This window comes from Fundicoccus sp. Sow4_F4 (genome assembly GCF_052116145.1).
In the GTDB taxonomy this organism is placed as follows: domain Bacteria; phylum Bacillota; class Bacilli; order Lactobacillales; family Aerococcaceae; genus Fundicoccus.
Genome location: NZ_JBQKLQ010000002.1, coordinates 231605 through 244599 on the forward strand (window position 1 = coordinate 231605; position 12995 = coordinate 244599).

The 12995-nt window shown below is 41.3% G+C and carries 12 protein-coding genes; 5 read left to right on the forward strand and 7 right to left on the reverse strand.

Features of this window, described 5'->3' with window-relative positions; translation table 11 throughout:
- Nucleotides 1-9 precede the first annotated feature (9 nt).
- Nucleotides 10-1044 carry a 3-deoxy-7-phosphoheptulonate synthase gene (gene aroF / locus ACTQ5J_RS05055; protein ID WP_441751120.1) on the reverse strand — a complete coding sequence of 345 codons (1035 nt, stop codon included), beginning with the start codon at nt 1042-1044 and terminating at the stop codon, nt 10-12.
- A 102-nt stretch (nt 1045-1146) separates the two neighbouring features.
- A complete protein-coding gene (locus ACTQ5J_RS05060; RefSeq protein WP_441751122.1) occupies nt 1147-1956 on the reverse strand; it encodes a prephenate dehydratase in 810 nt (269 codons plus the stop codon).
- 437 nt (nt 1957-2393) lie between these two features.
- On the opposite strand from ACTQ5J_RS05060, the gene aroE reads away from it, so the two are divergent.
- From aroE to ACTQ5J_RS05080, 4 genes are all read left to right on the forward strand, one after another.
- A complete protein-coding gene (gene aroE / locus ACTQ5J_RS05065) occupies nt 2394-3203 on the forward strand; it encodes a shikimate dehydrogenase (RefSeq protein ID WP_441751124.1) in 810 nt (269 codons plus the stop codon).
- The gene (locus tag ACTQ5J_RS05070) at nt 3200-3709 is read left to right on the forward strand and encodes a shikimate kinase (protein WP_441751126.1); all 510 of its coding nucleotides are present in this window, start codon (nt 3200-3202) and stop codon (nt 3707-3709) included. The genes aroE and ACTQ5J_RS05070 overlap by 4 nt, the downstream gene beginning before the upstream one ends.
- 96 nt (nt 3710-3805) lie before the next feature.
- Nucleotides 3806-4000: a helix-turn-helix domain-containing protein gene (locus ACTQ5J_RS05075; protein WP_441751128.1), complete on the forward strand. Its 195-nt coding sequence runs from the start codon at nt 3806-3808 to the stop codon at nt 3998-4000.
- Nucleotides 3915-4976: a hypothetical protein gene (locus tag ACTQ5J_RS05080; RefSeq protein ID WP_441751130.1), complete on the forward strand. Its 1062-nt coding sequence runs from the start codon at nt 3915-3917 to the stop codon at nt 4974-4976. Before ACTQ5J_RS05075 ends, ACTQ5J_RS05080 begins: the two co-directional genes overlap by 86 nt.
- 55 nt (nt 4977-5031) lie before the next feature.
- On the opposite strand, the gene ACTQ5J_RS05085 is transcribed toward ACTQ5J_RS05080, so the two are convergent.
- Nucleotides 5032-7656 carry an HAD-IC family P-type ATPase gene (locus ACTQ5J_RS05085; RefSeq protein ID WP_441751132.1) on the reverse strand — a complete coding sequence of 875 codons (2625 nt, stop codon included), beginning with the start codon at nt 7654-7656 and terminating at the stop codon, nt 5032-5034.
- 292 nt (nt 7657-7948) lie between these two features.
- Between ACTQ5J_RS05085 and ACTQ5J_RS05090 the strand changes: the two genes are divergently transcribed.
- Nucleotides 7949-8959: a Gfo/Idh/MocA family oxidoreductase gene (locus ACTQ5J_RS05090; RefSeq protein ID WP_441751134.1), complete on the forward strand. Its 1011-nt coding sequence runs from the start codon at nt 7949-7951 to the stop codon at nt 8957-8959.
- A gap of 62 nt (nt 8960-9021) precedes the next feature.
- On the opposite strand, the gene ACTQ5J_RS05095 is transcribed toward ACTQ5J_RS05090, so the two are convergent.
- The 4 genes from ACTQ5J_RS05095 to ACTQ5J_RS05110 all read right to left on the reverse strand — a co-directional run bounded on the left by ACTQ5J_RS05095 (nt 9022) and on the right by ACTQ5J_RS05110 (nt 12975).
- Entirely contained in the window at nt 9022-9366 is a 345-nt protein-coding gene (locus ACTQ5J_RS05095; protein ID WP_441751136.1) for a hypothetical protein, read from the reverse strand.
- Nucleotides 9367-9368: 2 nt separating this feature from the next.
- Complete coding sequence (locus ACTQ5J_RS05100; RefSeq protein ID WP_441751138.1) at nt 9369-9806, reverse strand: helix-turn-helix transcriptional regulator; 438 nt, start codon at nt 9804-9806, stop codon at nt 9369-9371.
- 579 nt (nt 9807-10385) lie between these two features.
- On the reverse strand, nt 10386-11159 hold the full coding sequence (locus ACTQ5J_RS05105; RefSeq protein WP_441751140.1) for an ABC transporter ATP-binding protein: 774 nt from the start codon (nt 11157-11159) through the stop codon (nt 10386-10388).
- Nucleotides 11160-11169: 10 nt separating this feature from the next.
- Entirely contained in the window at nt 11170-12975 is a 1806-nt protein-coding gene (locus ACTQ5J_RS05110) for an ABC transporter permease subunit (RefSeq protein WP_441751142.1), read from the reverse strand.
- Nucleotides 12976-12995: the final 20 nt, after the last annotated feature.

Consider the following 12995-nt stretch of genomic DNA (forward strand, 5'->3'; position numbering starts at 1 on the left):
CCTCTTTTATTAGATTCGAGCCAGTTTAGGTGCAATCGTGCGGCCTTCAACCTGTGCTAAGATGCGGATTTGATCCATTAATTTATCGAATTCATCTGGCGTCAGACATTGCTCACCATCACTCCAAGCATTCGCTGGATCTTCATGCGTTTCAATCATTAAACCATCTGCACCTGCAGCGACACCAGCTTTAGCACCTGCTGGAACTAAGTAAGCTTGTCCACCGGCATGACTGGCATCGATAATAATTGGTAAATGAGTTTTCTTCTTCATAACGGGTACCGCTTGGATATCTAAAGTGTTGCGTGTTTCCGTTTCGAAGGTACGAATACCACGTTCACATAAAACGACATTCTGATTACCTTCAGACATAATGTATTCAGCTGACATCAACCATTCCTTGTAAGTGGCTGATAAACCACGCTTCAACAAGATTGGCGTTTGAGTTTTACCTACTGCTTTTAATAAATCAAAGTTTTGCATATTACGGGCGCCAATTTGGATCATGTCGACGCGCTTAACGAACTCATCTAAGTAGTCTGATGACATGAGTTCTGAAACAATCGGCATGCCAGTTTCGCGTTTAGCTAATTCTAATAAGCGAAGCCCTTCTAATTCTAATCCTTGGAAACTGTAAGGAGAGGTTCTCGGTTTGAAAGCTCCCCCACGAATGAAGTTTGCGCCAGCGGCTTTCATGCGTTTAGCTAAATTAACAATTTGGTCTTCATTTTCCACCGAACAAGGGCCTGCCATAATCGCTAAGCGTTCGCCACCAATTAATTCTGTGCCGACTTGAATTTGGCTGTTTTCCGGATGGAAAGCACGGTTGGCTAACTTGTAAGGTTCTGATACACGTAGCACTTCAGCTACTCTATGATCCGCACGAATCGTACGAATATCGATTTTAGCTGTCTCGCCGGTTACACCAATCACATTACGTTCTTGGCCTTCAATAATGACCGGATTCAAACCTGCTGCTTTTATTCCTGCGACAACGTCCTTCACATCTTGTGCTGTTGAGTTTCTTTTCATTACAATAATCATTTTAATTTCTCCCTTTTTATGTGTAATTTTTTATCTGATTAATTTTTATATTCAGGATGGATGATGCCTTTCAAAGCGACCTTTCCTATGCAAGGTCTGTGCTTAGAAGCGGCCTAGTATTTGAGAATAATCGGAAGCTTTGTCGACAATTTTCATTAAGTCATTAAACCCAATGCTCATTTGAGACAAGTCGAGTTCAAGGTAAAAACCATACGCAAAAGGCTTGCCGGGAATCGGCCGCGCATTTAGCGATAACAAGTTACAATCGAGTAAACCAAAGACTTGCAGCAGTTTCGACAAAGCACCTGGTTCATGTCGAACTTCAAGGTACAGTGATAACTGCTTGCCGGTTAACTGCACGTTATCTTGATGTTTCATAATATAAAACCGCGTCGTATTCGACTCTTCGGTTTGAATATCTTGTCGCAAAGCTTCTAAGCCATAGAGTTCTCCAGCCCGTTGACTGGCGATTGCTGCTTGATGAGGCAACTGACTTCTCTGGATAAAAGCTGCCGCCTGAGCGGTGTCAGTGTAAGCATGTTGTGTTAATTGCGGATTGGCTGCGAAAAACGTGTCACATTGCGATAAGGCTTCTGGATGAGAATATACATCGGTAATATCTGACAATTGACTGCCAGGTAAGGCCCATAACGAATGCTGAACTGATTCAAAGCGATCGGCGACCGCAACAATCGGTTGATGACGGAATAAATCAGCCGAACGGGCGATAAAGCCTGTCGTCGAATTTTCTACCGGAATCACTGCCATTGAAATTCGTTTACTAGCTAAAGCATCGATAATTGCTTGGAAATTTGGATAACCAATTGCCTCAAATTCTTCCATCGTTTGACATTCTTTCTGTAAAGCTGCCTCACTATACGAACCCGGCACGCCTAAATAACCTACTTTCAAATAGTTACCCCTCCCCAATTTTTGTACAAAAAGAAACTCTGCCTAGTAATAACTAAGCAGAGTTAAAATTTAATTTCATCATCCTCGTTCAATCATGAAATTTATATTTTTACTTACCGCTAAGTTATTACTAAGCGGCTTGTAAAGCATGTCAAGCAAGCCACCTTAGATATGAAAGTTCTTCACTGTTCATACCTAAAGTGCAGATATGAACCTATCTAAAATAGCTAAAATATAATGATAAGTTAATCGATTGCGTGTTTAACATGTTCTTACCCCTTTTCCTTTTATGATTCTAAGCATATATCAATCAGATTAAAAAATCAAGTGTGATCTCATTTATTTCTAATTTTGTAAAAAAACTTGATACAAAGTGTGATAAATTATACTATTAGCCTATATAAAATGAAAATACGATTAAGAAAAGAGTGAGGTATGTGAGATTCTATGGATTATTTGGCCAATCGTTAGCCCACAGCATTTCTCCCCAAATCCATCGCAAAATCTACGAAGTCGCTGAAACTGAAGCGGCCTATAAAATATTTGAAATCGAACCAAACAGATTAAAGTCAGCGCTCGACGCGATGACAGTACTCGATATTCGCGGGGCCAATGTGACAATTCCTTATAAAAAAACAGTCATCCCATTGTTAGATACAGTTTCACCTTTGGCTGAACGCCTCCATTCGGTCAATACGATCAAGCAAGTCAACGGCCACTTGGCTGGCTTTAACACGGACTATGATGGCATCGCTCTAACCTTCAACCAAAGAAATTGGCGCGTCAAAGACCAACAGGTAGTCCTTCTAGGTTCAGGAGGCGCCTCCCATGCCGCAGCCCATTACTTCAAGGACCAGGGGGCGAGTTCAATTTGCGTTGTTTCTAGATCAGCTGCTAACCAAGAAGGTGAATGGGATTACCTGACTTACGATCAGTTACGGACTCAGTCAGGTGATATTCTCGTGAACTGCACACCGATTGGTATGTATCCGAACGTTGACGCCTCACCGGTTGATAAAGACGTGATTCAATCTTTTCAAGTAATTTTTGATATGACCTATAATCCAGTCGAAACATTGTTTTTGAAATGGGCGAAAGAACTCGGAAAAGAGTCAACGAATGGCTTAGATATGCTCGTTGGCCAAGCAATGCGCTCGGTTGAAATATGGGAAGATCACACATTCACTCCAAATCAAGTCAGCCAATTATTAGCTTATTTCCGCGAGAATTGGACTGGTGCCTTATGAAAGAAAACATTGTTTTAATCGGACTGCCCGGTAGCGGTAAAACAACGTTAGGCCGGCTATTAAGCCAGCGCCTAGGTCTTCAGTTTGTTGATATCGATGTTGAGATTGAACGCCATACTCACAAAACAATTTCCGAACTCTTTGAAAAAGGCGAAACCTATTTCCGTGACATTGAAACAGAGGTCACGACTAAGGTCGCCCAAGCAAGACAGACGATTATTTCGACCGGTGGCGGCGTCGTCTTGCGCCACAATAATATGATTCCCCTACAAGAAAAGGGCCTGATTATCTTCCTGAATCGTAGCGTTAAATCGATCACAGGCGATATTGATATCCAAATGCGCCCCTTACTGAAAGACGGCGTCGAGCGCCTGAATAAGCTTCACGATCAGCGCAACCACCTCTACCACCAGTACGCGGACATCGTGATTGATAATGACACCTCGCTTGAGGAGACCGTTGAACGAATTATCGAACATTTGCCTAAGACACTGAGCAAGCATTAATTTTACCAAAGTGATTTTTAACCTGCCAGAATATTACGACAATATAAATCATTAGTGACATCTTGTCACTAATCTGCTGAAATCTGGCAACTTTACATGCAGAAATCGCTCGGTATTCAGGTAGTGAAGCAACTCTTATTCAGCCGTCAAGTTGCTGTTCCGCAATTCATTCATCATCAAGGCTTATCCTATGAGAGCCTTAAACGTGAAACGAAGAAAATTAATGCCAGTATTCAAGCCTATCAAATTCAAATCGAACTCACACCCCCAAAGCATGAGTTGGCAAGGTGATGAGTCAAGCGTACGCATCTTCTACCATCGTTTACTGTTGCCCTTCACACATACAAATTTTTTCTTCAACAACTATGCGATTCAACAAGCGAATTATGACCGCTTTCTCAATCGACTCGAACGCATGCAACTAGGTGTTCAGAATGAAGTCATTTTAGGAACTTGTTGGTTTTACATCAATATTATTCGCCAACGTGCCCAAGCAATGATTGAAGCCTTTACTTACGATCCAGAAGACCCACTTTATCAGCTCTATCATCAGGATCTGATTCAATTGTATGGTTATGAAGGGATCCAACTAGCAGACGACGAACTATTTTTTGCTTTCTTTTGTTTCATGGACAGTTGGAATTATACTGTTGATGAGCAGTTCAAGCAACTACTCCGTACGCATTATTCAGTCTTGCTTGAAAAGAGCCGTTTGTTCGTCCATTCTCTGAGCGAGCATTATCAATTACCCGCCCTTAACAACAGCCAACTGACTGAAAACATCACGCTATTTTTGATAAAGTATTTTGAATCGCGTCGCTTGTTGGATAAGTTCTTGATGGAATATCATGATGTGCTGGTTGTGGTGCAGGCTAAATTTCCGCAGCTGTATCGATGGGTGCAAGAGGAAATGCGTAATTATCGCTTTGCTGGCATATTGAAGGCGTCCGAATATGCAAATTCGACAGCAGTTTTACTAATTCAGACCGCTATTTACCAAGTGGCTCCTCAAAAAAATAAAGCGTATTTAGTCTTTCAGGGAGAACCCGCTTGGAAAAGTTTTCTTGCACAGGAGCTACAGGCCACGCTCGGGCCACGTGTCGAGCTAACGACTGCCAATCCAGACCAAATCCAATCTCATGATTTGATCATTGCGAACTACACATTCCAACCAACCAGCCCCGCCAAAATATATTACGTATCGATGGTGCCGACGCCAAAAGAACTCGACACCTTGCGTCAAACCATCCGCTATCTTTATCTCTAATAAGAAACGCAAACAGGTATCAGCCGCAGCCGATACCTGTTTTAATTATGTTCTCTTACTCACCTTGCAAACTCGTGACATTTTTCTTTTCCTTCTGACGCTTCATGCGTAGCGTTAGATATTTCTCTACCTCTACGACTGAGAAGACAATCATACCGTTCGTGAAGATTAAAGCGTGTTGAATCCATGTTAAGTGAGTCGTGCCGATGATACCTTGCATCATTGGTAAGCTTAAAACCGCCATTTGTAGTACGGCCAAGCAAGCAAATGAGACAAAGATGGCTTTGTTGCTGAACAAACTACGGTTTAAAGCTGGCTCAAGTAACTCGCGGCAGTTTAACATGTAGAATGCTTGCACCAAAACAATGCTTTGAAGTAACACGGTCTGTTGAACCACATGGCTGTCAAACTGCATCGCTAAGAAATAAGAAGGAACTGTGATTAATAATGATACGTAGAGGATTCTAAACACTGCGTATTTTGTCAAAATAGCCTCATTCGGCTGACGCGGGCTGCGCTCCATAATCTGTGAATGTGCGGGCTCGAATCCGAACGCATAAGATAAAGTTAACGTGCTGACCATGTTTACCCATAATATTTGTACCGGCGTTAGTGGTAGCGGCAAGTTGAACATCAGGGCTAGAATGACGACCAAACCTTGAGCTAATGCTGTTGGTAAGAAGAAATTAATGGTCTTCATTAAGTTATCGAAGATACGACGTCCTTCTTTGACCGCTTTCGCAATCGTCGCAAAGTTGTCATCTGCTAATACCATGTCTGCAGCTTGCTTCGTTACTTCACTACCTTTGATACCCATCGCTACACCAATGTCGGCTTTCTTTAAGGCTGGTGCGTCATTTACACCGTCACCCGTCATCCCAACAATTTCACCTTGTTCCTGTAAAGCTGTCACGATACGTAATTTATGCTCTGGTGTCGTCCTTGCAAAAACGTCCACCTGCTTAACCGCCTCCGACAACTCAGCATCTGTCATATTATCTAAGTCTTTGCCTTCTAATACATTACTAGTGTGTGCTAAACCAATTTGACGTCCAATCGCTCGGGCAGTCTCCTTATGGTCACCTGTAATCATCTTCACTACAATCCCTGCTTGTTGACACTCTGCTACCGCTTGAATCGCTGACTCCTTTGGTGGGTCAATTAAGCCTGCCAAACCAACCATCTTCAAGTTACTTAAATTCTCATGACTTAATATTTGACCTGGCTCGACCGTCTTCATCGCAAAACCTAGAATACGCTGCCCTTTACGTGCTAATTCATCCGCTGCTGCTAACCAAGCTGAGCGCTCCTCTTCACTACTCATCTCAGCTAACTCTAACAAGACATCTGGCGCACCTTTAACAAAAATCACTTGTGACTCTGAAGACTCAGATGCCGGGTGCAACGTAGCCATATACTTGTAGGTAGAGCTAAAGGGTATTCGATCTAATTGTTGTAAATGAGCTACTTCCGTCTCAGCAGTATACTTCAACAAAGCTAACTCGGTTGGGTTCCCCTTTAACTCAGCCAGTGGCTGCTGTGGGTCACGGCGCAGATCTTGACAGTTATTCATAATTAACCGCAAGTTCGCCAAATCTGCCTCGCGCCCTTCAGCCGCATTATTAGAAGAAGCACCCACACCTATTTGACTCGCCAACACTAAGTCCCTGACTTCCATCTGATTTTTTGTCAACGTTCCTGTCTTATCCGAACAGATAACCGTCATCGATCCTAAACTCTCAACAGCTGGCATGCTTTTAATAATCGCTTGCTCGTCTGCCATCTCCTTAACACCCATCGATAAAATCATCGTAAGCACTGCTGGCAAGCCCTCCGGCACAACCGCCACGATTAAAGCAATTGCCGAAGCTAACAACATATCCAAGTCCATACCGAAACGGAAAATCGTGTAGAACACTAAGAACAAGATGAAGATGATCAAGCCTTTAAAAATCTGATGATTCAACTGATTCATCTTACGCACTAATGGTGTCGTCTGTTGTTGAACCGACTGTAAAGCCTGGTTAATTTTACCAACCTCAGTTTCAGCAGCGGTCGCTGTTACCACACCAACACCCGACCCCGCCAATACCAACGTACCAGAAAAAGCCATGTTGTTTCTGTCACCTAAAGGAATCTCCTCCACTAAGGAATCCGTCTGCTTCTCAACCGGTAAAGACTCACCCGTTAAGACCGCCTCCTCAATCACTAAGTCAAAGGTCTCCAACATCCTCAGGTCCGCCGGCACCACATCGCCACTCTTCAAGACCACTATATCTCCCACAACTAAACTCGACGCCTCAACTACCTGAGTGACATTCTCGGATAAAATGACCGCATTCGAGCTCATCATCTGCTTCAAACCATTCAACGATTCCTCAGCTTTACGCTCCTGCGCATAGCCAATCAAACCATTGATAATCACAACCGCAAAGATGATCCACATTTCAACGAAACTACCCGTCAAACCCTTTAACACACCCGCAACAACCAACACTAACATCAATAAATCAACAAAGTGCTTCCCAACCTTTTTCCACAAAGGCTGAGCCGCTTTCGACGCTAACACATTCTCACCATCACGCGCCAAACGCTCAACCCTAACATCCTGAGTCAAACCCTCTTTACTCGTCTGCAACAACTCCATGACTTCGAATTTCGTCTTGTTATGCCACTTCATCCCATCAGTCCCCCTTCATTTATTTGAGCTAATGAAAGAATTATATACCCACTAAACCCACTCCAACCCACAAAAATTGCAGTCCCCTATGCAAAATATGCCCCTAAAACTTCTTGTAAAGGCTACCATCATTACGCTATTCACATCACAATAAAATAATTAACCTAGTAAATCTTTCAAGCCCCGCAAATAAACAAATTTACTCATCTTGATAGCCGTTGGCTCAAACATCCTGTAAAATTATAGTATGAAGCACTTACAAAGTCTCGCAACACCGAAAGGAGTTTTATCCATGTTAACCATCGCTTATATCGGAAACGGCAAAAGCACAAACCGTTATCATCTACCCTTCGCGACTAAAGTAGCAGGGATCCAAATTAAAACCATCTACAACCGCAGTCTCAAGGACACTTGGTCGCCCCTTGAACATGTCGATTACACGACTAATCTTCAAGATGTGCTTCTGGATCCAGCTATTCAACTTGTCGTCGTCTGCACACCTGCAAGCAGTCACTATGAATTCGCCAAAGCCTGCCTCGAACATGGCAAACACGTTCTAGTAGAGAAGCCCTTTTGCGAAACTTCAACTCAAGCACGTGAACTCTTTGCGCTAGCCAAAGAAAAGCAATTATTTATCCAATGTTACCAAAACCGCCGCTTCGACTCAGATTTCCTAACTGTACAACAAGTAATTGAAAGCCAAGCGCTCGGCGAACTGTTAGAAGTCGATATGCACTTTGACTACTATCGTCCCGAAATACCTGAACATAGCACATTTTCAGCCGTTGACAGTTACTTATATGGGCACGGTTGTCATACGATTGATCAAGTCTTGTCTTATTGGGGACAACCGGACGCGATTCATTATGACGTTCGTCAGCTACTTGGCCCAGGGCGTATGAATGATTATTTTGACTTAGATTTTTATTATGGCACGTTAAAAGTTTCCGTGAAATCTAGTTATTTCCGTTTGAAAGAACGTCCTAGCTTTGTTGTGTACGGTCAAGATGGCGTCTTTACAAAACAAACCAAAGACCGTCAAGAAGCAGACCTCAAACGTTTCTACATGCCAACAAATGACGATTTCGGCCTCGATCGACCTGAACATTACGGCATGCTGACTTATCTCGACCATAATGATGAACCACAAGAAAAAGCCATTCCTTCGCAAACAGGCGACTACAGTCGTCTCTATGAAGGTGTCTACCAAAGCATCGTCCATGGTGCACCTAAAGTTGTTAAAGATGAAGAAACGATACTCTTGATGGAAATTCTAGAGAGCGGTATTAAAGGACTCAATTAAACTAAAACAAGCGCGGTGCCTCACCTTAAGTGAACGCACCGCGCTTGTTGTTTACTTAAACTCTACACAATCCTCGATACAGATGTCACATCTTCAATCTTTACGACTAAGTCAAACGGCTTTCTTTGTTTGACAGACAGCTCCACCCAATCTTGATCCACTGCTTGGATTGTTACCTCTACCTTGCTAGATAAAGACATTAAATAGAATAATTGGCTTTCGATTTGGCAATCTAAACCGATTAATGAATGGAGGCGTTCTACCAATTCTGCCCTTTGGTTCAATAACTCCATCTGTTCTTTTGCTTTTGATTCTTGATAATTTGGCTCCTTACTTTTAAAGAGTTCAATCAAATCATCCAAACGAGTAAAAATCATAATTGCGAAGACGATTATAAATAACCACATTCTTATATCACCTCTTCTTTAAAGCCATTGATATCTTTTAACATAAAGACACGTTCGATTCTTTGTTTTCCTTCATCAATAATCACCTTTAAACTATGTTCACTTACATCGATTACCTCACAGTTTTTCACTTCTGTACGGCTAACAGACATCCAAGCATCTGAACTTGGATTAAGAAATACAGAAACTGTTTGACCAATAAAAGCCTTGAGTATCGGACTTACTGTTTTGGCTTGTCGAATTTTTTCCCCTACCATTTCATCTAAGGAAACATCGAATAAGTTGGATAACTCGACTGCTTTATCCAATGCTGGCTGTGCTGTGCCGTTTTCCCAGTTTGAAATGGTTTGTCGCGAGACTTCTAATTTTTCAGCTAACTCTTCTTGCGAGTAAGCGAACTCTTTTCTTAATTGAAATACTTTTTCACTAAATGTCGTCATAATTCTCTTACCTCCTGATAAAAACATACAATACTAGCCGATTATTGACTACCAAATGTCCTATTCATTTGCGCAAATATTCTTAACATTTGGCTAAAATCCTGTTTTAATGGGATTTATTAATGGCAATAAAGTCTAATGTCATTTTACACGAGTTCCTGACCATTTACATGACAAAGCTTTTTATAACTCAGCCAAAATACATTTAATATGCCTAACGGTATTAAATCTAATTCCACCGACAATTGGTTGCTGCTAACGTTATAATATATCGCGACTTTTCTTGTGTAGCTCTCCATAAAGGTTTTTCATGTGGTATATTTGGTACCCCGTGTTGTTTCTCTATCTGCGAGAAAAGTGAATTATTCAGAGCCTAGTCGATTGAGCTGGAAAGCACGAACACCTGTGAAGCTTTGAAAGCGATCACCACCTTGTAAAATCACTACAGTGAGCAAGGCATACATGCTATGAAATCACTTTAAAACTTTATAATTCCTTACAAAATAAAAAACACACGCAAGAAAAGTTGCGTGTGTCAAAACGTCGGGTTGGAAATTTTGGATAAATTAGGACGTTTTTTTATTTTATTTTGTCAAAAATGAGTTTTTCTAATCGATGAAAATTATGATCTTTGACGTCTGAGTTACCATTCGCCAAGATTTGTCGAGAATAATCGACATCAATTTTATCAATTATCTGTCCCGGTTCCTTACCCATGACATAGATGCTAGTTCCGAGGAGAAGTGCTTCTTCTATATCATGCGTAATTAAAAGAATCGTTTGATCATTGATTGCCCACATTTGACGAATAAAATCTTGAAGTAGTTTTCGTGTCAGCGAATCAAGTGCGCTGAAAGGTTCATCCATTAAGATAATTTCTGGATGGTTCGCCATCGTTTGGGCGAAAGCAACTCTTTGTTGCATACCACCTGATAATTGACTTGGATGATACTCACGATATTTTTCTAGTTGGACGATATCTAGTAATTGATTAACAATATTATTTATTTCATCTTGAGGTAAGCCACGCACGGTTGGGCCATAAGCAATGTTCTTTTCAACCGTTAACCAAGGATATAGGCTTGAATGTTGAAAAACAACTCCGCGATGCCAATCTGGTTTTGTAATCATTTCACCTTTAATCAAGGCTGTGCCTGAAGATACCGGCTGATATCCAGCAATGATATTTAATAAACTAGTTTTTCCGCAACCAGAGGGCCCAATAATACAAACAAATTCACCAGAATTAATTGTCAAATCTATGTCTTTAAGCACATGATTTTTTGTCGTATTTTGGTCGAAATTTAAGTTTACTGCTATTAGTTGAATTAAGTCTGTTGCTTGTTCAAACATATTAGGGCACCTACCTTTCATTGGTTTCAATAGTTTCAATATAACTAGTATTGATGAAATCTCGAATAGCTGTTTCGGATGGTTTAACTGTGATTGATTGATTATCATAAAGAAAAGCAATCGTGCGTTCAAACGTTTTAACCATCGTACCATTCTCTGGTTCAGTACCTAAGAGCGCTTCAGCCAGTTGTTCTTCTTTCGATACCCATTGACTCATCGCCATTTGGTCTTTCACTTCGGCTTCTGATAGCTCTAATGACTGAGCTACTGCAGACACCACGTTTTCTTCATTCTGACGGTAACTCTTGACGGCTCGGTCCAATGCTTGGATATAGCAGACTACATACTCAGGGTGCGTCTCTGCAAATTCTTTATGTACGAGTCCAATATTGTACGTTCCGAAGCCAGCTGTATTTAATTCTTGGCTGTCAATCAAGGTACGTCCTGTCGCTTTTAGTTCTGTTAGCGTCGGTTCCCAAGTATAAGCACCGTCGATATCTCCACGTTGCCAAGCAGCGACAATATCTTTTGTTTCCATATCTAATAACGTCACTTGATCTGCTAAGCCCACCATGTTTAATACATTTAGTAAGCTGTAATGGCTCGTCGAGCTAAATGGCGTCGCGATTTTTGAACCAGCTAAGTCTTCTAGAGTTTTATAGTCTGAATGTTCTTGAACAACTAAGGCTTCATTCTCCCCAAGAATATCATGGACCCAAATCAATTCTGCCGGAATATCACTGGCTAAGGCAACAATGCCATTCGTATAACCCATTTCAACAAATTCAACACTCCCTGAAAGTAAGGCTTGATTAGCCGCTACACCCGAGTCAAAGAATATATACTCTAAATCAACATCTATATCACTAAACGCTTCTTCGAAATACCCCATCGAAATTGCGACTTGTTTGTCATTGGGCACTCGAATCGTACCAATCCGAATCAACGTCTGATTACCCCAAGACACTCCTTGCGACAAACCAAAAACTAAGGACAGTAAAACTATCACCGCCAGAATAACCGTTAGTAACTTACTTGAGGTTTTCTGCTCATCGAGATATTGCCAATAAATTAATCGTCGCTCTATTTTTTTCAACAAAGAATTTAAAGCAATACCTGTCACACCCATCAAGATGATCCCTACAAACATCACATCACTTTTCAAATATCGCGAAGCATCAATAACCATCCATCCGATACCTGATGTCGAGGCAACCATCTCAGAAGATATTAGAGTCGTATAAGCAACACCTACTGCAGTTTGAATACCGGTCATAATATGTGGTAACGTTGCTGGAATAATAATCGTTTGAAATATTTGTTTACGTGATGCACCTAACGATTTAGCATTACGAATATAATTCTCATCTACTTGTCCAACTGCGTTCACACTAGAAATATAAATTGGAGCAAAAGCCGCTAAAAACAAGAGTAAAATCTTTGAGGATTCACCAATTCCAAACCATAAAATCAACAAGGTATAATAGGCTAACGGCGGTAAAGGACGATAAAATTGAATAAAAGAATCCAATACTTCGCGTATTTTGCTGGAGAAACCACTCAGTAATCCCAATGGTACACCTAGTAAAACCGCACCTACACTCGCAATGATTAAGCGGTAACCACTAATCGCTAAATGATAAAGCAAAGAATTTCCATTATAGCCGTTTTTGACCAAGCTTCCAAATGCACGAATGACAGCAAGTGGAGAAGGGATTAAACTACTCACTACCCAACCGGTTTCTGTTACAATAAACCACGCTAATAGCACGACCATCCATGCCATATAGGTGCCTGTTGCGTATCTTTTTTTCATTTAATCTCCCCCTTGGCACT

What these genes read in the sequence shown, in the direction of transcription:
- ACTQ5J_RS05100 (WP_441751138.1), bottom strand. Translation starts at nt 9,806, where the DNA reads ATGACGACATTTAGTGAAAAAGTATTTCAATTAAGAAAAGAGTTCGCT.
- ACTQ5J_RS05110 (WP_441751142.1), bottom strand. Translation starts at nt 12,975, where the DNA reads ATGAAAAAAAGATACGCAACAGGCACCTATATGGCATGGATGGTCGTG.
- ACTQ5J_RS05085 (WP_441751132.1), bottom strand. Translation starts at nt 7,656, where the DNA reads ATGAAGTGGCATAACAAGACGAAATTCGAAGTCATGGAGTTGTTGCAG.
- ACTQ5J_RS05075 (WP_441751128.1), top strand. Translation starts at nt 3,806, where the DNA reads ATGCAGAAATCGCTCGGTATTCAGGTAGTGAAGCAACTCTTATTCAGC.
- ACTQ5J_RS05105 (WP_441751140.1), bottom strand. Translation starts at nt 11,159, where the DNA reads ATGTTTGAACAAGCAACAGACTTAATTCAACTAATAGCAGTAAACTTA.
- ACTQ5J_RS05090 (WP_441751134.1), top strand. Translation starts at nt 7,949, where the DNA reads ATGTTAACCATCGCTTATATCGGAAACGGCAAAAGCACAAACCGTTAT.
- ACTQ5J_RS05070 (WP_441751126.1), top strand. Translation starts at nt 3,200, where the DNA reads ATGAAAGAAAACATTGTTTTAATCGGACTGCCCGGTAGCGGTAAAACA.
- aroF (WP_441751120.1), bottom strand. Translation starts at nt 1,044, where the DNA reads ATGATTATTGTAATGAAAAGAAACTCAACAGCACAAGATGTGAAGGAC.
- ACTQ5J_RS05095 (WP_441751136.1), bottom strand. Translation starts at nt 9,366, where the DNA reads ATGTGGTTATTTATAATCGTCTTCGCAATTATGATTTTTACTCGTTTG.